This window comes from Bacteroidota bacterium (assembly GCA_016713925.1).
Classification (GTDB): Bacteria; Bacteroidota; Bacteroidia; order AKYH767-A; family OLB10; genus JAJTFW01.
On the sequence record JADJOH010000006.1, the window covers coordinates 196,873 to 218,623 of the forward strand.

Below are 21,751 nucleotides of genomic sequence, written 5' to 3' on the forward strand. Positions count from 1 at the left end.
TCAGCATATCATATAATTACTAAAGGAGATAGTAGTGTTGGCATGTTGAAATCTGCCCGGACGAAGGATCAATCCTCCGGATACTATAGCTTTTAATTTATGGTGCGTATAGAATAATTACTTTTGTAAGATAAAGCTATGAAAATAAAATCAGGCATTAAGCTATCGGAACTTAATGAACTCATCAATGGAAAAGTAATTGGTAATGCGGATGGCCTCGTTACCGGCATCAATGAAATACATCGTGTGGAAGCCGGTGACCTTACCTTTGTGGATCATCCGAAGTATTACGATAAAGCCCTGAATTCTGCTGCAACTTTTATTCTCATCAATAAGGAAGTGGAAGCGCCCGAGGGAAAAGGATTGATCTTTACGGACGATCCTTTTCGCGATTATGTTTACCTTACGCGTAGATTCATGCCTTTTGTCCCCTCAGCAGCAGCTATTGATCCTTCTGCAACTATCGGAAAAGGAACGATTCTTCAACCAAATGTGGCTATTGGACCGGAAGTAGTTATTGGAAAAAATTGTATCATTCACAGTGGGGTGGTTATTTACGATCATAGTGTGATAGGTGATAATGTTATCCTTCACGCAAACACCGTCATTGGTTCAGATGCTTTTTATTTTAAACGCCGTCCTGAATTTTATGAAAAGATGCATTCCTGTGGCCGCGTCGTGATTCATGATCATGTAGAAATAGGTGCCTGTTGTACCATTGACAGAGGTGTTTCTTCCGATACCATCATCGGGAAGGGCACGAAACTGGACAATCATGTTCATGTAGGACATGATACTGTGATCGGAAAGAATTGCCTTTTTGCTGCCCATGTAGGTATCGCAGGTTGTGTGAATATAGAAGACGAAGTGATTTTCTGGGGTCAGGTAGGATGTCAGAAAGATTTGACAGTCGGGAAGGGAGCCATCGTGTATGGACAGTCCGGAATTTCAAAATCACTGAAGGGTGGTTTGGTTTATTTTGGGAGTCCGGCCAAGGAAGCCAGAGAAAAAATGAAGGAAATGGCCCTGGTTTCAAGATTACCGGAATTGTTCTCGAAAATTAAATAACACGAAGGAACATGCAAAAAATGCTGTCAGGCGAGAAGAAGAATGATGCAGAATTGCATGTGAAGAAGTTGCAGTTACATTGGCTTTTGCAAATAACGAAAGCGATTAATTACAATATGCCGGCCGCGCAGCTTTTTGAGATTTTTGAGAATGTGATGTTGAATCAACTCAAGGTAAAAAGGTTGATTCTTTACATTCACGATGAGAGGTGGTATAAGATGCTCGCCTATGGAGTTCCGGATGGCTTTTTAATGGAGGAAATGGAAGAAAGGTTCGTAGAGTTGAACCAGCTTCAGTTCAATAATCTCCAAATGCCGGACTGGGTGCAGGGCTTCGAAAGTATCATCCCTGTTTTCCATAATGATCGGGCCTTAGCCTATGCTTTCATTGGAGATTTGCAACATGATGAAATTGATCACCTGAAAGAAGTATTACCCTTTTATTCATACGATCACCAATATCATTGTCGTCGCGATTGAGAATAAGCGTTTAACGAAAGATACAATCAGTCAGGCCCAACTGCAGAAGGAACTGGAACTGGCAGCACGAATGCAGTCGATGCTGTTTCCTGCCCACCTTCCTCATGATAAGAGAGTAGATCTGGCTGCTACTTATTTACCCCATCAGCAGATTGGAGGCGATTACTATGATTATATTCAGCTGAATGCAGATGAACTGCTGATCTGTATAGCAGATGTGTCCGGAAAAGGGATTTCAGCAGCCTTGCTGATGTCGAATTTTCAGGCGAATCTGAATGCGAAGGCTCATCACTTTTCTTCTCTGAAAAACCTTGTAATTGATTTGAATGACAGTGTGAACAAAAGTGCTAAGGGAGAGAAATTTATTACTGCTTTTTTTGCAGTGTTAAATACTAAAGCACATACGCTGAATTATGTGAATGCAGGACAAAATCCACCATTCATTTTTCATAAGGATGAGTTCACACTTCTTGATAAGGGCACTACCGGTCTGGGAATGTTTGAAGAATTACCATTTGTTCAGGAGGGAATGGCCTATCTGCCACAAGGCGCTATCTTATTTTGTTATACAGATGGAATTGTAGAGCAGGAAAATGAATCAGGTATTGAGTTTGGATTGCCTGTACTCATGGAAATGATTAAATCCAATGCTGACGTTTTTACCATGAAGGATATGCACTTCAGAGTCCTGGATGCCTATAATGATTACCGTAAAAATCTGAATGCTATTGATGATGTTACCCTACTTAGCATTCGTTGTCTGGAGGGTTGATTCCTCTTTTTGATGATGAAAAATTTGTAAAGCCACCAAAATGGCGATATATCCCCAATAGGGAACTGAAGCCTTTTCCGTATCCAGAAAATAATTGAGAATGCCGTGAACCCAATAGGTGACCAGGCCTAATAAAACGCTTCTTGCCAGAATTCGATTGCTGCTACTTGTCGTTTTCTTAATGTAGTTGGCGGTGGTTTGCACGGTGACACCTATCAATACTAAAATGATCAAAGGAGCCATAAAGCCCTGCTCTGATAAGGGGACCCAGGTATTCACTGTGTGAACCGCCACCCTCTGCAAAGTTGGTACTGATTCCCGAACGTTCGCTGAATTTTTGGTAGGACCCATATTTGAACATATAGGTGCCCGGACCAAATCCTAATACAGGCCTGTCCTGGAACATGCGCAATGCACAAGCCCAGCGGTTTAATCGCTCTATGTTAGAGTCATCACTGGAGATGTTCCCGATGGATTGCACATGAGACGCGTAATCATCAGAGGATACCTGATCATTGCTCTCCAGTTGCATGGTTATTTGGGTCCGGAATAGAAAGGCCAGTAATGTTCGTGCTTCGTTTGCTGCTTTCCTTATCAATGGCAAAACCGAGCACAACAGGGATAAAGAAAGACAATACCGCTGCATAGGCTGTATGGTCATTGTAAAAAGGTACCATGGCCGTATGTGCCGCATCTTCACTGAATCCTTCCAGCGCATGTGTGAAAATAGTATAGGCAACAACGGCCAAAAGCGGAATAAGGTAGGTCCAGATAAATCGTTTGATATTTTCCTTTTTAGAAAAGAGATAGAGTAACATAAAGTAAAATACACTGATATAACAGAAGCGTGCCAATGTGGATTTAAAGGAAACAGTCGGCATAGAACTGGTCAATGTTGTTAAAACATACCACGCCATATGTATTAAAATAACCAGGGTAACAGGATGTTTTAAAATGCGGGAGTCAAGCCCTCCGTCTAAAAAGACCTTCAACCAAAATATGACGAAAAGTCCGAACATGAGGGGTTCAGAAGGTAAACTAACGCCGATGCCTATACTTGTCTGGGCCAGATTTATTGAAAAAGGGGTTATCAATACTGCGGCAAAAACCACAAGGTCCAGCCGGAAAACCATGAGCATAAGAATAAAGAATACGACCGGGAGGCCGGCGAGGAATGTCATTCCTTGCAGCATTCCGTAGGTAAGAAATACGCCGAATAAGGCCGTTAATATATAAAACCAACGGGTTTGAGTTTTATCCGGAAATATATTTAATCCTTCCCGCAAGACGATCAGAATTTATCAGCTCCCACTATTTCCTTTTCAATTCTGATCTTGTAATGTTCCTGATAGATGATGTACAATAAAGCAACAATCATCATACTTGCAGTAAATAAGAGCATAATAAGAGAGCGCTTTGGAGAGTCTTTCCTTTCAGGTGGTATAGCTTTTGAAATCGTATTGTGGAATTCCATTTGCTTTTTTGTATCTGTTAAAGCCTGTTCATATTTGAACTTGTAATCTGAATACTGTCCTCTTACTTTCCAAAGCATTTCCTTTAAAAATACATATTCACCACCTTTTTCATCCAGATTCTTTTTAGCAGTTTCCATTCGGTTGTTGACTCCACCGCTGCTCATTGATCGATAATACTCTCTTGAAAATCCTTCTACCATGTTTTCAAAATCCGTTACACCGTATTGTGTGCGGATATTTTTCATCGCATTTTCCATCGAATCCAATTCCTGTTTTTTCTCCATCAATTGATCATACGTAATACGTACGACCTCTGCCGCACGAATTCTCACCAGACTGATCGCTTTTTGATCAACAAATGATAAAAGGGAGTCACACATCTTCGCAGCGAGCTTAGGGTCTTTGTTCACAATACTGATTTCAATGGATTCAAATTCGGTTTTTGAAATAGAAATATTTTCTTCCAGCCTCTTCATGATTTCAAAACGCGGGAATTTACCGGTGCTGTCAATGTCATAATGTGTAAAGAGGTCAAATGCATAAATGAGTTTTTCTTTTACATCTTCTGAATGCAGCAGTTGCACCATTTGTTCCGTCGCTGTTTCCTGAGAGTAGGTTTGCAGGTTCACAGGATATATCACGGTCGTCGCCTTGAACATAGGAGTCATAATGACCGGAAGCGTAAAAACAAAGGAAACTATAATGGAGGCAATGCCTGTAATAATCAATTGCTTTTTCCACTTGACAATAAATTTCAACAAACGTACTGCATCGAGTTTTTCAGATGCTGTTGGATTTTGGTTCATTCGTGTACCGATTTGGGTTGGCAAAAATAGCTTAAACCTTTAAATATAAGGTAAGTGACTAATTATCACCGTATTTAATGAGCCGAAACAACTCCAATGGTCGAATTAACTTCAGAAGTAAGGCAATAAGGAAGCAGGAAGCGATTCCAAAACCGGCTCTCCATATAAAATAAGTGGAAAATTGAGTGGTAAACCAAAACAAGCTGAAAGCAAGAAGTATAAACGTGAAATAGCGAACCGCAAGCATCCATCGTATCCTGAACTTAAAAATATGATGGGCTAAAAGAATTTGAGCACCCGCTGTGATAAATTGTGTGACGAGACTGGCAATAGCTGCCCCGGTCGCCTGATATTTTGGTATCAAAATTAAATTCATAATGATGTTCATCAGCATTCCTCCCAATGCCACCATATTCAGTTGCTTCAGATTTCCATTGGCGGTAAGAAGTGTCCCGAAGATGTAGACAGAACTGATGGCCAAAAAGCAATTGATGATGAGCATAAAAACATGTGCCGATTCTTTTACATGTGCACTATATAGCAAACCCATTAATTCTTCACTGTAAAAAACGCCGCAGGTCATCACCATGATGGCCGGTATCACAATGAATGAAAAGGATAGTTCGGCTAATTCCTCTATTGGCTTTCTATGCTTAATCATATGTGAAAACATCGGGAGCAATAAACCTGAAAAAAGGTAGGCGATCATGTTTGCTGCATCCAGTAATCGATAGGCCTGTGCATAAATGCCGGCCTGTTCAGCACCGTTTACCAGCATCCTTTCAATCATAACCGAGTCGATTCTGTTGTAAAAGGTCATTAGGAGAATGAGGATAGCGAAGGGGTAACTTTTCTTTAGAATGATCAGGAAGAATTTCGGATCCCATTTAATTGAAAGTGTTTTTACCCGCGATGCAAGAATCATGAAAGTAAATACGGCGGTAATGAAATACGCAATTGTTTGTGCCCAAACGAACCATTCAATCTGAAATTTTTTCTCGCTAATTCCACCCCAAAGCAAAATACTGCAGAGTAAAATCATTATAAACCGATCAAGGACAGAAATCATACTGTCAATTTTGAACAGATGTAATCCCGCGAGATTGGAACGGAGATAGAGGATAAAGGAAATTAAAGCCTGATTTAAAAGCAATACCAGCAAAATCCATAATTGTTCACCCCGGTATCCTAATAGATAAGCGATCGACAAACTGAATAAAAAATAGACGAATGCCAGTAATAACCGAAGGGTTAATATCCCGGATAAGTGTTTCTGCAACAGGTGATTGTGTTGAGAAATGTTCCGGTTGTTGAAGTTGGTAATACCAATATCCAGTAAGATGTTGAAAAGAAAAGAGAAATTGAAAAGTGCAGCGTAAAGACCATATGATGAGGCGCCTACAGTATTTTGTACCGCACGGTCGATTCCCAGAATCCAGAACGGTTTGATCAGGAGATTCAGGAAAAGAAGAAAGGCCAGATTGGTTACAAATTTTTTCTGCATGGCTTGACAGGCTGGCAAATTTAAAGCAATTTAGAGGTCTCAAAGAATTTTATTCCGAATGCTTGAACTTTCCTACAACGAAGAGGTCCTGGAAGCAGGAGTGGATGAAGCCGGCCGCGGATGTCTGGCCTGACCTGTCTTTGCCGCAGCAGTCATCCTACCGCCTAAGTTGAAGCTGGATTGGTACGAAGTATTAAATGATTCAAAAAAGCTTCCCGGTACTCTTCGTGAGAAACTCCGCCAATTGATAGAGAGGGATGCCATGGCATGGTCGGTGGCAATGATCTCAGCAGATGAAATAGATCGCATCAATATTCTTAATGCAACCTTCAAGGCCATGCATGATGCGATTCGCCAACTGAAAACGGAGCCAGAGTTTTTACTAATTGATGGAAATCGTTTTCCCAAATACCATCATATACCACATAAATGCATGGTAAAAGGAGATGGGACTTACCTCTCCATTGCTGCTGCATCCATTCTGGCCAAAACACATCGCGATACCTATATGAAATCCCTTCATCGGGAGTTTCCTCAATATGCCTGGGATAAGAATAAGGCGTATGGCACCGAAACCCATGTGCAGGCCATTAGAACCTATGGTTATTCACCACATCATCGCCGTTCCTTTCAATTGAAGGAATTGCAGCTATCGTTGTTCTGAGTGATTATCTATTCAGAATAAACGGTTGCTGATACACATATTTTTCATTGCTGATACGGATAAGATAGGTTCCATTTTCAATGGTGGAGGATAGCGTTATTACAGCACGTTGATCCAGCATCTGCAGTTGACTCATCACTAGTTTTCCATCCGCAGCAATAATTTCAACAGTATAAGAACCGCTTTCTTTTACTTCTACATTCAATAATTCCTGAGCAGGATTCGGATATAGGTTCAGTAAGCTGAGCACGGGTACAGTGTTTATTCCTGAGGCCACAAAGTTGAAAGGCAGTGAGGTTGAACTGCACGAATTAGCCGAAGTTATCACCACTGTATATACGCCGGTAGTTGTTGCTATGAGAACAGAATCAATGGCTCCCTGAATAAGAGTGCCGTTAAAATACCAGGCATAACTATAGCCACCTGCTGTAAATAGAGTGTCGTTAGAGGAAAGGATTACAGGAGTAGGAGGGAGTGGCTCAGCCGTAACCTGAAGCGAGTTGGAGGTGCTCACACCGCAATTGTTAATGGTATTTAGCGAGTAAATCCCCGACTGATTCACATACAAATCTACAGCGGTGGCGCCGGTAATATCATTGCCGTTTTGTTGCCATTGATAAGCGGCCCCATTGATAGTGCTGCCATTTAATAACAAGGAATCACCTGCACAGAATATGGTACCGGCAAGAGCGGTTACAGCAGAAGCAAGCGGAATCGAATCTACCGTTACCGTGATACTATTGGAAGAAGTTGCACCGCAATTATTGATGGTGTTCAACGTGTAATTTCCGGCTTGATTTACGGTTAAATCAAGAGTACTAGCTCCGGAGATATCAATACCATTTACAGCCCATTGGAATTGAACTCCATTCAGAACACTTCCATTAAGTACCACAGAATCACCTGTACAGAATGTAGTATTTCCGGCAGCAGTGATACTTGCAGCAACGGGGAGACTATCAAGGGTAATAGAAATTAAATTAGAGGATGTCGCTCCGCAACTATTTATTGTTTGAAGAATATAATCACCTCCGGAAACTGCATACAGGTTCAATGCTGTTTCTCCACTGAGTGCTGTATTATTCAGCGTCCATTGATATACTGCATCCGTCACTGCAGATCCGGCAAGTTCAAGACTATCTCCAATGCAAAGCGAAGTGGAGCCATTGGACTGGATGGTACTTGCAGCAGGTAAGCCATTGTCAATTCGGATATCTATACCATTATCAGCACCTGTTACTGCAGGGTTGCTTGAAGTAATGCGTATACGGTAGCCGTTACCTGCAGGAGTATTGGCAGGAATCACTACGGAGAAATTTCCGGATTGGTTGCTGGTGGTATCGCCAATATTTACGGCATTGCTAAAATCTCCGGAAGCATCGGATAATTGAGCAGTAAATTTATTTCCTGCACTGAATAAAGCACCGGCATTGAAAGTCCCCTGTTCAGTGAACGGGAGTTGTAAAGTTGAGCCTGCACAGATAGCAGTTGGCAGTATTCCCGGTGTAACATTCGGAACCACATCTCTGAATAGAATGGAATTTACAATTTCAATTCCGAAAATTTCTGTGGTGGTGATTTGTAGTACAGGAACGATATCACCATTTGCCAACCATTTATACTCTCTGGTAAGCGGGCGGTCAATGTTTAATCCCAGATTTAAGGTGTCTATGGAAATGGTGTCGGAAGCGATAAGTGTAGTTTTAACTCTTAAAGCCTGATAAGTTCCATAAGGGGTGTTTAATGTTCCCCATCCGTCAACTTCATTAATTCGTGTTTGATTTGATCCGTAATAAATTAAACTTGGCAATGCAACATTCCATGCAGAAACAGATGTATCGACATCTCCATAATTGAGCGGAAATTCATAGATTTTATCTTTAAGGGTATACGCTACCGGTAGTGGAATTCCCTGGAAGCTGGCTCCTAAACCTACCTGGCGATAGTCAGTAGAAGAACGGTAGTAAAAGTTGTATGGATCTGTAATGGTAATGAATGGGTTGGTAGGAAAGGCCTGACCGTTAGTAGCTACATTTGCGCGATTGGAATTAAAAGGCAGATTGGAAAAGAAAAGGGCATAGAGGAAGTTGGTGGAAGATACAGAAAGGAAGGTGTCTACTTGTTGAGCCTGATATCTTAAATTAGTGAAATTCCAGGTGTGATTTGCCCCGGTAGCTTGATAATTAAGTCCTAATTGAATAGGTGCCTGCGTCCTTCGGGCAGTATCACCCGCTGAAGGCATGTCAGAAGAGGTTATGGTTATTTGTGAAAAACCGATTTGTGAACAAAGTAATGTAAGGAGGAGTAGTTTTCTTTTCATTTTTTAGAATTTGAGGTAAAGCTAATCTGACTAGGAGCAAATACAAAGTAAAATTGGTTAATAGCGGTATTTTCTGGGTGGTTTTTTCGCTTCGCTTGGGGGAACGCTCATCTGTACTCGCTTGAAGGAACGCTCATCTGCAGGTTCTTTCTCCGGAACCCTGAAAGGGTTCAACATCGCCAACTCCGGATGCAATCCAGGGTTAGCAGCCCAACGCCCCCCCAACCCCAACGGGGTTGAATATTGAGGATTACAAAGCTGACAACCATGAAGCAGAATCGCGAAAAGCGATACGCTTCATGGTAAACCTTTCCCGTCAACACAAGGGTTTACGGGATCACATCGCCCGTGGACACGTGGCGAGTGAAAACCATGAAGCAGAATCGCGAAAGCGATACGCTTCATGGTAAACCTTAAACCTTAAACCTTAAACCTTAAACCTTAAACCTTAAACCTTAAACCTTAAACCTTAAACCTTAAACCTTAAACCTTAAACCTTAAACCTTAAACCTTAAACCTTAAACCTTAAACTTACCTTCTACTTATAATGTACTTAAATCTCGAAGTGCAAATATGTTCCGGCTCTGCGAACCTTACAGATCCTATTGCTAAATCATCTTCTGCATAAAAATATTCTTCGGTTTCTTTTAAAACAGGTGAAGAGGAAGTGCCCTCTAATACCCACATTTCTGATTTTATTTTCCGTGTCCCGGAATAAATAAAGCGATAGGTGACACAATTGTCATTGGTGTAACAAGTGGAATTGCTCCATTCATTTCCCAGAGAATCGTATTGGATCAGTTGTCGTGAGCTGGCTTTGGTATCATTTTTATAAAACCATTCGACCTGAAATTTATTTTCTTGCTCAGTAGGTGTACGTCGAAAAACAAATAGTAAAGTACCGTTCTTGTCGATAAGGCTGTCAGTATGCCAGCTCCCACTGCTATCAGAATAGATCCGGTTGGTTTTTTGAATTTCCCCCAGATGATTTCTGTGAATTTTCCGGTAGAGTACACCTTGTTCACTATAGATGTATTCGACGGAACTGGAAGGATTACCGTTTTTCCATTTCTTTTCTAGTTTTTTTTGAGCGTTGTAAAATTCTGTACTAATAGTATCACAGTTGGTAACGGTGCTGTCACACCGCAAAGTGGTTATAACATACTGTCCGCTGGCATTACCGGCAGTGATAATGGTATATAAAAACAGAACTTTGAAAAACAGGAAATGCTTTTTTCGTTTATTCTTTAACATCCGGTTTAAATACTTGCTGATATTTCGTTTGCATAAAATCATAAACTTCATTCAAAGGAAGCTCAATGGTTCTGACTTCAGATTCATCCTCCGGCAACAGCATGGTGTAAGCAGCTACCAATTTGAGTGGTGTTAAAAGCAAACCGCAATAGCGCAACCGGTCACCGGCCTTTGTCATTTCTTCTTCGTACTCTAATTCGTATTCTGTACGAATCATGTCTATTATTTTCGGGCGGTCTTCCGCCTTAAATAGGGTGTTTACATCAATAATTTTATCGCTTTCGAGATCAATGCTGAAGCAATAAACCAATTGTTGTTCAGCAGTTACAAAATCACTTTTAAGTATCATCTGCTTTTCAACTATCCAGTCGTTGCGGATGATAAAACTTAACAAGTTGTTTTCATTGTAAAAGACAGAATAGTAAAGATCTCTTGCTTCAGTGATGTTAATACCACTTACGCAGGAATCAATTCCGATTTTATCTGTGGCCCAATTTTTTGGCTGAAACTGCACTTCTTTGTTCATGTCCACTAAAACAGCCGCCGCTATTTTATAAAGACTGTCATTTATCTGTTTTATGATGGCGCCTTTTTCCGGTAAGTCGAAATAAGGAATACTGATATTAAATTCCTGACTGATGCAACGGGTGTTGTCGAAACAGGTGATCTCTTTTCTGAGTTCTACAAACCCCTGCTGTGAATAAACAGTTGGAACCGTAGAGAAAATAAGAAAAAGTAGTACTGCGAATTTTTTGATTGGAAGTGTCATATCTTGAAGACTTGTTAGGTCAAAAGTACATTATCATTTTAACAAAAGGTATAAAATGGAAAAAGGCTGCCAAAGCAGCCTTTTTCCATTTGTAATTACTTAATAATTAGCGAACTATGTTAATTCCTGCAGATTGAATCTTACCATTATTTTCTATGCGAATCAGGTAATTGCCACTTTCCAGTGCTGAAGTATTGATCGTTCTCAAGCTAATGCCTGCAATATCTTCGAATCGCTCGTTGATGATTGTTTGGCCCATCATGTTCATGATGCTGATAGTACTGATTCCGTTTTCTGAAGTAACATATTGAAGATTGACTTCTGCGGAAGCAGGGTTTGGATAAACATTGCTGATGAGAATTCCACCTTCCATGCTGTTTTCTGCAAGACGAATAGACTCTTCAGTCATTTCAGATTCGCTCATTGGCAAATCGATAATGCTGTTGTTGATTCCAAATAAATTGCAGATAAATGATCCGAACACCAGGAATGGAGCGCCTTGAACATCTAATGATGCACAGATAGATCCACCACCTTGTACCAGTAATCCGTTGACATCAAATCCAGTGGTTACACCAGGTACGACTATGCTCAGGTTTAATGTTGCGGGATCGTAAACCAGTGTGTGAATTCTGTAAAGACCGGTTTGCGTAACGGTGAATTGTGGGTTAGGACCTGCTTGCTGAATAACTAAGCCTTGTCCTCTTGTAAGTACATAAATCACCTGATATCCTGCAGGTACATTGATATTTCCTTGTGGATTACCAGTCAATGTAGCACTGCCATTATCCAGGCAATTCAGGAATTGATCAGGATTAATATCTCCTGCATCAGGACTTGCAACATTGAATTGTGCACCGGCTACATCTAAAGACGCGCAGATAGATCCGCCGCCTTGTACCAATAATCCGTTCACATCAAAACCTGTAGTAGTACCCGGAACAACGATGCTCAAATCAAGAGTTGAATCGTAAACCAGAGTATGAATAGTATAGAGACCACCACTTGTTACAGTGAAAGATGGAGTAGCATTTACCTGCTCAATCACCAGACCTGTACCTGAAGTCAACACATAAATTACACTGTATCCTGCAGGAACGTTGATGTTTCCATCAGGCGTTGCAGTCAGCGTACCACCCGTTCCGCAAATAGTAGCGTTCACGGCAGTAAGCGTTCCTGCATCAGGATTAGTTACATTGAATTGTGCACCGGCTACATCTAAAGACGCGCAGATAGATCCACCACCTTGTACCAATAATCCGTTCACATCAAAACCTGTAGTAGTACCCGGAACAACGATGCTCAAATCAAGAGTGGAATCGTAAACCAGGGTATGAATAGTGTAGAGACCACCACTTGTTACAGTGAAAGATGGAGTAGCATTTACCTGCTCAATCACCAGACCTGTACCTGAAGTCAGTACATAAATAACACGGTATCCTGCAGGCACGTTGATGTTGCCGTCAGGAGTAGCAGTCAGCGTACCGCCTGTTCCGCAGATAGTAGCGTTCACGGCAGTAAGGGTTCCTGCATCAGGATTAGTTACATTGAATTGTGCACCGGCTACATCTAAAGACGCGCAGATAGATCCACCGCCTTGTACCAATAATCCGTTCACATCAAAACCTGTAGTAGTACCCGGAACAACGATGCTCAAATCAAGAGTTGAATCGTAAACCAGAGTATGAATAGTATAAAGACCACCACTTGTTACAGTGAAAGATGGAGTAGCATTTACCTGCTCAATCACCAGACCTGTACAAGTCAGTACATAAATTACACTGTATCCTGCAGGAACATTGATGTTGCCATCAGGCGTTGCAGTCAGCGTACCGCCTGTTCCGCAAATAGTAGCGTTCACGGCAGTAAGGGTTCCTGCATCAGGATTAGTTACATTGAACTGTACCGGCTACGTCTAAAGACGCGCAGATAGATCCACCACCTTGTACCAATAATCCGTTTACATCAAATCCTGTAGTAGTACCCGGAACAACGATGCTCAAATCAAGAGTGGAATCGTAAACCAGAGTATGAATAGTATAAAGACCACCAGTTGTTACAGTGAAAGTTGGAGTAGCATTTACCTGCTGAATCACCAGACCTGTACCTGAAGTCAACACATAAATGACACTGCATCCTGCAGGCGTTGATGTTGCTGTCAGGAGTAGCAGTTCATGTTCCGCCTGTTCCGCAAATCAGTAGCGTTCACCGCAGTAAGGGTTCCTGCATCAGGATTAATTACATTGAACTGTGCACACGCTACATCTAAAGGGCGCAGATAGATCCACCACCTTGAACCAATAATCCGTTCACATCAAAACCTGTAGTACCCGGAACAACGATGCTCAAATCAAGAGTTGAATCGTAAACCAGAGTATGAATAGTATATAGACCACCACTTGTTACAGTGAAAGATGGAGTAGCATTTACCTGCTCAATCACCAGACCTGTACCTGAAGTCAACACATAAATTACACTGTATCCTGCAGGAACGTTGATGTTTCCATCAGGCGTTGCAGTCAGCGTGCCACCTGTTCCGCAGATAGTAGCATTAACCGCAGTAAGGGTTCCTGCATCAGGATTGGTTACATTGAACTGTGCACCGGCTACATCTAAAGACGCGCAGATAGATCCACCGCCTTGTACCAATAATCCGTTCACATCAAATCCTGTAGTAGTACCCGGAACAACGATGCTCAAATCAAGAGTTGAATCGTAAACCAGAGTATGAATAGTATAAAGACCACCAGTTGTTACAGTGAAAGTTGGAGTAGCATTTACCTGCTGAATCACCAGACCTGTACCTGAAGTCAGTACATAAATTACACTGTATCCTGCAGGCACATTGATGTTGCTGTCAGGAGTAGCAGTTAATGTACCGCCTGTTCCGCAAATAGTAGCGTTCACGGCAGTAAGGGTTCCTGCATCAGGATTAGTTACATTGAACTGTGCACCGGCTACGTCTAAAGACGCGCAGATAGATCCACCACCTTGTACCAATAATCCCGTTTACATCAAAACCTGTAGTAGTACCCGGAACAACGATGCTCAAATCAAGAGTTGAATCGTAAACCAGAGTATGAATAGCATAAAGACCACCAGTTGTTCCAGTGAAGTTGGAGTAGCATTTACCTGCTGAATCACCAGACCTGTACCTGAAGTCAGTACATAAATTACACTGTATCCTGCAGGCACATTGATGTTGCTGTCAGGAGTAGCAGTCAGCGTACCGCCTGTTCCGCAGATAGTAGCGTTCACGGCAGTAAGGGTTCCTGCATCAGGATTAGTTACATTGAATTGTGCACCGGCTACATCTAAAGCGCAGATAGATCCACCGCCTTGTACCAATAATCCGTTCACATCAAAACCTGTAGTAGTACCCGGAACAACGATGCTCAAATCAAGAGTTGAATCGTAAACCAGAGTATGAATAGTATATAGACCACCACTTGTTACAGTGAAAGTTGGAGTAGCATTTACTTGCTGAATCACTAAACCTGTACCTGAAGTCAGTACATAAATGACACTGTATCCTGCAGGAACGTTGATGTTGCTGTCAGGAGTAGCAGAAGTCGTACCGCCTGTTCCGCAAATAGTAGCGTTCACGGCAGTAGGGTTCCTGCATCAGGATTGGTTACATTGAATTGTGCACCGGCTACATCTAAAGAGCGCGCAGATAGATCCACCACCTTGTACCAATAATCCGTTTACATCAAAACCTGTAGTAGTACCCGGAACAACGATGCTCAAATCAAGAGTTGAATCGTAAACCAGAGTATGAATAGCATAAAGACCACCAGTTGTTACAGTGAAAGTTGGAGTAGCATTTACCTGCTGAATCACCAGACCTGTACCTGAAGTCAGTACATAAATTACACTGTATCCTGCAGGCACATTGATGTTGCTGTCAGGAGTAGCAGTCAGCGTACCGCCTGTTCCGCAGATAGTAGCGTTCACGGCAGTAAGGGTTCCTGCATCAGGATCATTCACAATAACCGGAGCACCTGTTACATCAAGTGAGGCGCAAATTGAACCGCCACCCTGAATCAACAGTGCGTTTACATCAAAACCTGTAGTAGTACCCGGAACAACAATTCCAAGGTTTAAGGTCGAAGGGTCATACACCAATGTATGAATAGTGTAAATACCTCCTGCTGAAACGGTGAAGGATGGAAGTGAGTTTACCTGCTCGATGACAAGCCCTGCTCCCTTTGTAAGGACATAAATAGTTTGAAAGCCTTGTGGAACAACTGCATTTCCATTGGGAGTTGCAGCGATAGTAGTAGAACCACCTTTCACACATGCTGAAGTGAAGTTTGCTGAAATGGTTCCCGCATCAGCAGGACAGTTGGGCTTCAGAAATAGCTGTAATAAATGGTATTAGCTTAACTAAGCACAGTTGAGGAGCGGACGAACTACAAAACAGAGAACATGTTAAAACTAATTTTGAAGAAAAGCTAGCCTCCACCCTAAATTCAGTCCAATGAAGAGATTAATATTATCTCGGAGAAATTCAAAGCCATATTTATGATGACTGCACAGCTACTAATTTACCAGTTAAATTGGCAAAATATTTTCCAGGGAATGTTTCAAGGGGAGAAAAGAAATCTGTGGCAAAAATTCATGCTTTATACAACTTTACAAAAACAATTTTTCATTTCTTGACATCCACAGTTTTGCTAATAATGACCAAAGTCTTTCACCCAATGTCCTCTCCTACTTCAAAGCCAGGTGATTTGATTTACGCGATCTTGGTTTTCAAGTAATATCGGTTCAAAGGCTCATTTCAAATGGCGTATTTAATATCCAGAAAAATTCGGCACAAAAATTTATGATGAAAATCAGGAAAGGAGTTGACTTTAAGAAACTCCTTGGGAAAAGGGCTGGTTTGATGGATATGTATTGTGGGAAAGACAGAACAATTGAAATGAGAATGGTTGTTACGGCACTGCTCAAAGACAAGGCAAATGAAAGAAGAAGGAAAGGAGGAAAACAGAGACAAAAGAATGAATCACAGTCTTGAATATTACAATCAGTTAAGGTACCATTTGCTTCAAACGTGCCTGCTGAAATAGTTCAAGAAAGAGAGAGAGAAGTATAGTCTAAGATGGAGAATAGAAACATTCAAACGTGGAAAAGTCATTTTTTCTCTAGAAGAAATAACCCGAATGAATGTAAAAATCCATATCGCATTACATGTGTTATATATTTAATGCTTCTACAGATAATCATTTTTCAAATTATTGGATGAACCATTACACGAATGAGAATAAACTGAAAGAAGGAGGAACGCTATTTTAGCCTTATGAAATTGGCAAGTTCTTCTCCCAACATCTCCATTCAATCTTTAACATCCGAAAACGACGAAAGATTAAAATGCAATTAGAGAAATATTGTTACGAGAAAAGAAACGAGGATAAATACAATGGAAAAATATGAAAAATGCGCTGCTTAAGCTTGACGCCTATGCGCATCAGCAGGACATACATTTGAAGTGACATTTAATGTATAATCTTCTGTTTCACCAAGGAAATAAGCCCCGCAATCAGGAGCATAACCCAGACGTTTTACAGTGACTCTCAATCGCACATTTCCAGCCACGGTATTCGAAGGAATAGTAAACGAACCGGACAATGATACATAAGAAGTATCTTGCACTAATGTCTCACCCGAGTCATTAAAATCATTGTCATTGTTTAAATCTGCAAATATTCTTGTGAAGAACAGGTTTTTTAGCAGTACACGATCTGTTACAATAGTATAAGATAAAGTACCACCCGCAGCAACCGTCGCAGATTGCGTTGTGAAATTTGCATAGCCATTGTTGTTTCCACTGGTGTTGGAAATAGTACCCAAATCAAATTTTTCTATCCAGAGTTTTCTGAAAGAAGAATTGACGCCCCTCGAATTACAATAATTTTGTGCTAGAATGCTTCCCGGAAGCATTAGCACGAACAGCATCAGTGTGGTTAACACCGATCCGATTTTTTTTAGAAATGGTTTTTTCATTGTTGGTTTTAATTAGTTAAATTTTAGGTTCCCCTTTTATTGATAATTGAGATAACATCTTCCGGGGTGTTTTAGTTTGTCATAAATTTGAAATATTTGAATTTTATGAGAATCATCCCGTTTTTTCTTAATTATGCGCTGTTATTGGAATTTCTGAACATTAACTGTTACCTGTTGATTATCAATAACAATCTGAAGATAGCATGACCGGCCCGCAACGATTGAAAATACAAGACTTCAGCTATGTTTTACCTGAACATAGGATAGCTGCTTATCCCCTTGCGGACAGATCCTCTTCACTTTTACTGGTTTATAAGTCCGGAATCATTAGAAAATCTATCTATAAAAATGTCGCCGAATTTTTACCAAACAACTCATTGCTGGTTTTTAATGATACCAAAGTGATCCATGCCAGGATCAAATTAAAGTCTGCAGGTAACCATACCATTGAATGTTTTTGTCTTGAACCCGTAGGTGAACTAGCTGTCGAAGAAGTTTTTCGTTCTAAGGGTCCGCTGCTCTGGAAGTGTATGATCGGCAATGCCAGAAAATGGAAGGAAGGCCCGCTGCACAAGTCCATAAAGGGTAAGTATGGCACTGTTGAAATTACATTTGAAAAACTGCGTCAGGACGAAAGGGATTTTATCATTGCGATCTCCTGGAATAATGCATCGTATACTTTTTCTGAAATTTTAGAGCAAGCCGGTGAACTACCTATTCCTCCGTATTTAAAGCGGGAATCAGAGCCGGAAGATGAATCCGGTTACAATACTGTTTATGCTTCACAGGAGGGCTCGGTGGCAGCTCCTACCGCCGGCCTGCATTTTAGTACGGATCTTTTGACTACACTTATGCAAAGTGGAATCGCACAAGAAAAAGTGACCTTACATGTAGGGGCAGGGACTTTTCGTCCGGTGAGCAGTGATACTTTGGAGGAACACAAGATGCATGCAGAGCGTATTGTGGTGAGGAAATCAGTCCTGCAAAGTTTACTGTTGAAGAAGGGAGAGTTTCCGGTTATTGCAGTTGGAACTACTTCTGCAAGAACACTCGAGAGTTTGTATTGGTTGGGAGTAAAAATTTTGGGTAATAAAGAAACAGAGCACCCCTTTCATATAGATCAATGGATGCCTTATCAATTTCAGGATGCTTCCCTCCCTGAATGTAGAACTGTTTTGGATGCACTTCTAAAATGGATGGAGGCCCTGGGACTCGAAGAAATCACCGGCTACACGCAGTTAATAATTGCTCCGGGATATAAATTTAAGATAGTCGATGCTCTGATTACGAATTTTCATCAACCGAATAGTACTTTGTTATTACTGGTGGCTGCGTTGATAGGAGAGAGGTGGAAGGAGATTTACGATTTTGCGCTTGAAAACGATTTCCGATTTTTAAGCTACGGTGATGCATGCCTCTTATTCAAAACGGAAACTTCTTAATGGGCTAATAGATGGAACTGATAAAATTTAGTCTGTTTTAAGGATTCACTCCACGAACTTTTCCGGCGTAATAACCGGGTGTATAGTAAACCCCGACAAGGATATGTGAAGCTAAGGTGTAAATGGTCAAACTGTTCATCACCGGTCTGGACACAATGTTCGTCATGCCAATATTAAATCGCCCTTCCAGACTCACATTAATTCTTCTGTTTACTGCATATCTCCCGCCTGCTCCTAGGATTAATCCTCCATCTAAAGGAATATAATTAGAAGTGCCGCTCACCACAATTTTTTCCCCAAGTACCGGCTCTGTAAATGTCGATTTTTGACTTAGTAATGTCCCCATGTACGGTCCTGCGGTAAGATTTCCCTTCATTCGGTTGCCAAAGTTATATTCGAAAAGAAGCGGAATGGTGAGATAGCTATAACTGATTTTGGCATTGTAAAATCCCATCAAATCCCCCACCTCGTCAAACAAGGGTAGAATTCCCCCGGCTCCTTTCACTTCAAAAAACAGATTACTTTTTACGCTCCAGTGCTTACTGAAAGGATAATATACCGCCGGTCCTCCGGTTAAACGGATTTCAGGTTCCAGAAAGGTTTCAATGAAGGGGTTTCCATAAAGATTGACGAAGGAAGGTCCCGTCTGAAACCCATATTGTACAGTGTTTTTCTGAGCATGGATCTGTATAGGGGAGGTGATAAGAAAAAGAAGTAAGCAGCATCGTTTCATATGATTTCCCGGAGATCTGATCTTTTCAAAAGTAATTCATATACATGGGTGTGATCAGGATTCAATCGGTTGCTTATCCACATGCGTTGTTTATTACTTTTAACCAAAGCGGCTCCCTTATTACCAGTCACCAAGAAATTCATCCATATCTCTTCTATCTTTCTTCGTGGGTCTTCCGGCCCCACCTTTAATGTTCCACGATGCAAGTGCTGCCTGATGTAGTTTTAAGCGGTCCAGTTCCTCTGCCGGGGTGATATCGATGATAAAATCTTTTACAAATGCAGCCGACATCCGCTTTTCCGTGATAGCAAGAACTTTAATGTGCTGATACCATGGCCCTCTGTGAATTACAATACTTTCTCCCGTCCGTATCGCTCTTGCCGGCTTAACGGTGTTTTCTGATATTTTCACTCTTCCTTTTTCACATGCTTCTGCCGACAACTGTCGGGTTTTATATAACCTGACCGCCCATAGGAATTTATCAATCCTTATCTTATCTGAGACCATTTGCACCCGGCAAAATTACACTTTGTTGGTGGATGCATTGATTCATTTAATACTTTTAACTGCTTTAATTCCTGAAGTGATGCGGTTTAACTCCTTACAAGGAATCAGTCAGAGGGCGAAGGAAACAATTGTTCGCTTTCCGCTGCCCTTGATGATTTGTTTATTTGCAGCAACGGCATTGCTGTGGTTAGTGGATCACAATGAAAAAAATGAGTGGTTTAAGTATGTGATAAAATTTTTAGTTACCTGTACGATTTCTTTGCCTGCTTTTATTGGACTGACCCTCTTTTGTGAAAGGTATTACATTAAGAAACGTACTGTTATTACTATACACGTCATGTTGCTTTTACTTGCATTTTTGTATTTTTATTTTCTTCCATATGAATTTACCGAAATTACAGCAGCCAGACATCTGCTATTATTATTGGCGGCACATCTGGCTGTTTCTTTTGCTCCTTTCCTGGTGGACCCGGAAATGCAGGGATTCTGGCAGTTTAATAAGTCGCTCTTTTTAAGATTCCTGACAGCGGGATTATATTCTTTTGTATTATTCGCGGGATTGGCATTGGCTATTCTTGCTATTGATAATTTATTTGAAGCGGCTATTAAAGACGAAGCCTACCAACGTTTATTTTTTATCATCGCAGTAGTTTTTAATACCTGGTTCTTTTTATCCGGAGTTCCTCGCGATTTTCCCGGGCTGGAAAAAGAAAGTGATTACCCCGGTGGACTTCGGATATTTACACAATTTGTATTGTTGCCGCTGGTCACGATTTATTTAGGGATTCTCTATGTGTATGAATTGAAAATCCTGATAACCATGAATTGGCCGCGCGGTTGGGTTTCCTATTTGGTTATTGGTTTTTCTACCGCCGGGATATTGGCTTTGTTGTTAGTTTGGCCTTTAAGAAATGATGATCGTTATAAATGGGTCAAAACCTTTACACGACTTTTTTACATAGCGCTGTTACCCTTGATAGCCCTACTCTTTTTTTCCATTTATATTCGGGTAAAGGAGTATGGAATCACCGAAAACAGATATTTTATCATTGTTCTGGCTATATGGTTGTTGGGAAATGCGATTTATTTTCTTTTTAGCAGTAGGAAGATTATTAAGGTGATTCCCATGTCTCTTTTTGTTGTGGCATTGTTATCCGGTTTTGGTCCATGGAGTGCTTTTGAAGTGAGTATGTCGAATCAGCGTTCCCGACTAATAAATATGTTGAGTGATCAGGGTATGTTTAAAGAGAACCGGATTGTTCCTGCACCCATTGGGAATACAATGAACAAGGAGCTGCGTATGAAAATGGGAAGTGTATTCGATTACCTGCTTTCAACACATGACATAAACAGTGTTCAGGATATCATGGACCTCAACCTCGATTCATTGCGTGTTAAACACGGGAAATACCGTTTGGCCACCATGGTGATGAAGTCACTAAATCTGGAATATGAAGAAGGATGGAGGTATGATCCTGAAAAGGCGGATAAATTTCAATTTTCGACTGAAACAAATGGCTTGCCGCTAAATGTGGATGGGTATCAATTGTTTTTTAAATATGAATATTATGGTTCGGAAAGGGAGGAGAGTAAGAAAGTACAATTGGATTCCACAGCTTTTTTGATGGTGGATTTTATAGATGAAAAGAATGTGCTTTCCATTGTAGATGCTGAAGGTGTAGCGTCTGAATTAAAGATGGATGCTTTGGTAAGTCGGGTTCAAAAGGAGTATTCCATCACCGCATTTAATATCCCTGAAACGTTGATGATGGCCACGCTGCAAAGTGAAAACATGGAATGCAAGCTGATTTTCAGATCACTTTACGGGACCTTGAGTCAAAAAAAAGAGTTAAAGGAAATCACTTCGCTTCAAGTAGATGTTCTTTACAGGAAGAAGTAGTTCTTTAATGCAAAGTTTCATCTCATAAAAAAAGAGGGCCGTTTCCGGA

General features: G+C 41.0%; 21 protein-coding genes and 1 pseudogene. 7 read left to right on the top strand and 15 right to left on the bottom strand.

Going from position 1 to position 21,751, the window contains the following annotated elements; all coding sequences use genetic code 11:
• Nucleotides 1-138: 138 nt before the first annotated feature.
• From IPJ86_07230 to IPJ86_07240, 3 genes are all read left to right on the top strand, one after another.
• Complete coding sequence (locus IPJ86_07230; GenBank protein ID MBK7887084.1) at nucleotides 139-1,068, top strand: UDP-3-O-(3-hydroxymyristoyl)glucosamine N-acyltransferase; 930 nt, start codon at nucleotides 139-141, stop codon at nucleotides 1,066-1,068.
• Nucleotides 1,069-1,079: 11 nt separating this feature from the next.
• Entirely contained in the window at nucleotides 1,080-1,547 is a 468-nt protein-coding gene (locus IPJ86_07235; protein ID MBK7887085.1) for a hypothetical protein, read from the top strand.
• A 70-nt stretch (nucleotides 1,548-1,617) separates the two neighbouring features.
• The gene (locus IPJ86_07240; GenBank protein MBK7887086.1) at nucleotides 1,618-2,319 is read left to right on the top strand and encodes a SpoIIE family protein phosphatase; all 702 of its coding nucleotides are present in this window, start codon (nucleotides 1,618-1,620) and stop codon (nucleotides 2,317-2,319) included.
• Between the two features lie 178 nt (nucleotides 2,320-2,497).
• Here IPJ86_07240 and IPJ86_07245 read toward each other — a convergent pair whose 3' ends face one another.
• The 4 genes from IPJ86_07245 to IPJ86_07260 are packed head-to-tail and all read right to left on the bottom strand — an operon-like array spanning nucleotide 2,498 to nucleotide 6,104.
• Complete coding sequence (locus IPJ86_07245; protein ID MBK7887087.1) at nucleotides 2,498-2,851, bottom strand: O-antigen ligase family protein; 354 nt, start codon at nucleotides 2,849-2,851, stop codon at nucleotides 2,498-2,500.
• Nucleotides 2,832-3,605, bottom strand: coding sequence for a hypothetical protein (locus IPJ86_07250; GenBank protein ID MBK7887088.1), 774 nt, complete (start codon nucleotides 3,603-3,605; stop codon nucleotides 2,832-2,834). The genes IPJ86_07245 and IPJ86_07250 overlap by 20 nt, the downstream gene beginning before the upstream one ends.
• A gap of 5 nt (nucleotides 3,606-3,610) precedes the next feature.
• Nucleotides 3,611-4,600 (bottom strand): hypothetical protein, encoded by a 990-nt coding sequence (locus IPJ86_07255; GenBank protein MBK7887089.1) that lies wholly within the window; start codon nucleotides 4,598-4,600, stop codon nucleotides 3,611-3,613.
• 58 nt (nucleotides 4,601-4,658) lie between these two features.
• The gene (locus IPJ86_07260) at nucleotides 4,659-6,104 is read right to left on the bottom strand and encodes a polysaccharide biosynthesis protein (GenBank protein MBK7887090.1); all 1,446 of its coding nucleotides are present in this window, start codon (nucleotides 6,102-6,104) and stop codon (nucleotides 4,659-4,661) included.
• A 58-nt stretch (nucleotides 6,105-6,162) separates the two neighbouring features.
• On the opposite strand from IPJ86_07260, the pseudogene IPJ86_07265 reads away from it, so the two are divergent.
• Nucleotides 6,163-6,768 (top strand): annotated as a pseudogene (locus tag IPJ86_07265) (ribonuclease HII).
• Nucleotides 6,769-6,772: 4 nt separating this feature from the next.
• On the opposite strand, the gene IPJ86_07270 reads toward IPJ86_07265, so the two are convergent.
• The 8 genes from IPJ86_07270 to IPJ86_07305 all read right to left on the bottom strand — a co-directional run bounded on the left by IPJ86_07270 (nucleotide 6,773) and on the right by IPJ86_07305 (nucleotide 15,410).
• On the bottom strand, nucleotides 6,773-9,088 hold the full coding sequence (locus IPJ86_07270; protein MBK7887091.1) for a T9SS type A sorting domain-containing protein: 2,316 nt from the start codon (nucleotides 9,086-9,088) through the stop codon (nucleotides 6,773-6,775).
• Between the two features lie 531 nt (nucleotides 9,089-9,619).
• Complete coding sequence (locus tag IPJ86_07275) at nucleotides 9,620-10,342, bottom strand: hypothetical protein (GenBank protein ID MBK7887092.1); 723 nt, start codon at nucleotides 10,340-10,342, stop codon at nucleotides 9,620-9,622.
• Nucleotides 10,329-11,111: a hypothetical protein gene (locus IPJ86_07280; GenBank protein MBK7887093.1), complete on the bottom strand. Its 783-nt coding sequence runs from the start codon at nucleotides 11,109-11,111 to the stop codon at nucleotides 10,329-10,331. Before IPJ86_07280 ends, IPJ86_07275 begins: the two co-directional genes overlap by 14 nt.
• A gap of 106 nt (nucleotides 11,112-11,217) precedes the next feature.
• On the bottom strand, nucleotides 11,218-12,972 hold the full coding sequence (locus IPJ86_07285) for a T9SS type A sorting domain-containing protein (GenBank protein MBK7887094.1): 1,755 nt from the start codon (nucleotides 12,970-12,972) through the stop codon (nucleotides 11,218-11,220).
• A gap of 25 nt (nucleotides 12,973-12,997) precedes the next feature.
• A complete protein-coding gene (locus IPJ86_07290; protein MBK7887095.1) occupies nucleotides 12,998-13,231 on the bottom strand; it encodes a hypothetical protein in 234 nt (77 codons plus the stop codon).
• A 145-nt stretch (nucleotides 13,232-13,376) separates the two neighbouring features.
• Nucleotides 13,377-14,111 carry a hypothetical protein gene (locus IPJ86_07295; GenBank protein ID MBK7887096.1) on the bottom strand — a complete coding sequence of 245 codons (735 nt, stop codon included), beginning with the start codon at nucleotides 14,109-14,111 and terminating at the stop codon, nucleotides 13,377-13,379.
• 48 nt (nucleotides 14,112-14,159) lie between these two features.
• A complete protein-coding gene (locus IPJ86_07300; protein ID MBK7887097.1) occupies nucleotides 14,160-14,717 on the bottom strand; it encodes a hypothetical protein in 558 nt (185 codons plus the stop codon).
• 18 nt (nucleotides 14,718-14,735) lie between these two features.
• A complete protein-coding gene (locus tag IPJ86_07305) occupies nucleotides 14,736-15,410 on the bottom strand; it encodes a hypothetical protein (GenBank protein MBK7887098.1) in 675 nt (224 codons plus the stop codon).
• A gap of 532 nt (nucleotides 15,411-15,942) precedes the next feature.
• On the opposite strand from IPJ86_07305, the gene IPJ86_07310 reads away from it, so the two are divergent.
• Nucleotides 15,943-16,134 (top strand): hypothetical protein, encoded by a 192-nt coding sequence (locus IPJ86_07310; protein ID MBK7887099.1) that lies wholly within the window; start codon nucleotides 15,943-15,945, stop codon nucleotides 16,132-16,134.
• 428 nt (nucleotides 16,135-16,562) lie between these two features.
• Here IPJ86_07310 and IPJ86_07315 read toward each other — a convergent pair whose 3' ends face one another.
• Complete coding sequence (locus tag IPJ86_07315; GenBank protein MBK7887100.1) at nucleotides 16,563-17,120, bottom strand: hypothetical protein; 558 nt, start codon at nucleotides 17,118-17,120, stop codon at nucleotides 16,563-16,565.
• A gap of 203 nt (nucleotides 17,121-17,323) precedes the next feature.
• Here IPJ86_07315 and IPJ86_07320 point away from each other — a divergent pair, with 203 nt between their 5' ends.
• Entirely contained in the window at nucleotides 17,324-18,562 is a 1,239-nt protein-coding gene (locus tag IPJ86_07320) for an S-adenosylmethionine:tRNA ribosyltransferase-isomerase (protein ID MBK7887101.1), read from the top strand.
• Nucleotides 18,563-18,599: 37 nt separating this feature from the next.
• On the opposite strand, the gene IPJ86_07325 is transcribed toward IPJ86_07320, so the two are convergent.
• Complete coding sequence (locus tag IPJ86_07325) at nucleotides 18,600-19,295, bottom strand: PorT family protein (GenBank protein MBK7887102.1); 696 nt, start codon at nucleotides 19,293-19,295, stop codon at nucleotides 18,600-18,602.
• 120 nt (nucleotides 19,296-19,415) lie between these two features.
• Entirely contained in the window at nucleotides 19,416-19,802 is a 387-nt protein-coding gene (locus IPJ86_07330) for an RNA-binding S4 domain-containing protein (protein MBK7887103.1), read from the bottom strand.
• A gap of 28 nt (nucleotides 19,803-19,830) precedes the next feature.
• Between IPJ86_07330 and IPJ86_07335 the strand changes: the two genes are divergently transcribed.
• Nucleotides 19,831-21,702, top strand: a complete 1,872-nt coding sequence (locus IPJ86_07335) for a DUF4153 domain-containing protein (GenBank protein MBK7887104.1) — start codon at nucleotides 19,831-19,833, stop codon at nucleotides 21,700-21,702.
• Nucleotides 21,703-21,751: the final 49 nt, after the last annotated feature.

What these genes read in the sequence shown, in the direction of transcription:
- IPJ86_07230 (MBK7887084.1), top strand. Translation starts at nt 139, where the DNA reads ATGAAAATAAAATCAGGCATTAAGCTATCGGAACTTAATGAACTCATC.
- IPJ86_07235 (MBK7887085.1), top strand. Translation starts at nt 1,080, where the DNA reads ATGCAAAAAATGCTGTCAGGCGAGAAGAAGAATGATGCAGAATTGCAT.
- IPJ86_07240 (MBK7887086.1), top strand. Translation starts at nt 1,618, where the DNA reads ATGCAGTCGATGCTGTTTCCTGCCCACCTTCCTCATGATAAGAGAGTA.
- IPJ86_07245 (MBK7887087.1), bottom strand. Translation starts at nt 2,851, where the DNA reads ATGCAACTGGAGAGCAATGATCAGGTATCCTCTGATGATTACGCGTCT.
- IPJ86_07255 (MBK7887089.1), bottom strand. Translation starts at nt 4,600, where the DNA reads ATGAACCAAAATCCAACAGCATCTGAAAAACTCGATGCAGTACGTTTG.
- IPJ86_07260 (MBK7887090.1), bottom strand. Translation starts at nt 6,104, where the DNA reads ATGCAGAAAAAATTTGTAACCAATCTGGCCTTTCTTCTTTTCCTGAAT.
- IPJ86_07270 (MBK7887091.1), bottom strand. Translation starts at nt 9,088, where the DNA reads ATGAAAAGAAAACTACTCCTCCTTACATTACTTTGTTCACAAATCGGT.
- IPJ86_07275 (MBK7887092.1), bottom strand. Translation starts at nt 10,342, where the DNA reads ATGTTAAAGAATAAACGAAAAAAGCATTTCCTGTTTTTCAAAGTTCTG.
- IPJ86_07280 (MBK7887093.1), bottom strand. Translation starts at nt 11,111, where the DNA reads ATGACACTTCCAATCAAAAAATTCGCAGTACTACTTTTTCTTATTTTC.
- IPJ86_07310 (MBK7887099.1), top strand. Translation starts at nt 15,943, where the DNA reads ATGATGAAAATCAGGAAAGGAGTTGACTTTAAGAAACTCCTTGGGAAA.
- IPJ86_07315 (MBK7887100.1), bottom strand. Translation starts at nt 17,120, where the DNA reads ATGAAAAAACCATTTCTAAAAAAAATCGGATCGGTGTTAACCACACTG.
- IPJ86_07320 (MBK7887101.1), top strand. Translation starts at nt 17,324, where the DNA reads ATGACCGGCCCGCAACGATTGAAAATACAAGACTTCAGCTATGTTTTA.
- IPJ86_07325 (MBK7887102.1), bottom strand. Translation starts at nt 19,295, where the DNA reads ATGAAACGATGCTGCTTACTTCTTTTTCTTATCACCTCCCCTATACAG.
- IPJ86_07330 (MBK7887103.1), bottom strand. Translation starts at nt 19,802, where the DNA reads ATGGTCTCAGATAAGATAAGGATTGATAAATTCCTATGGGCGGTCAGG.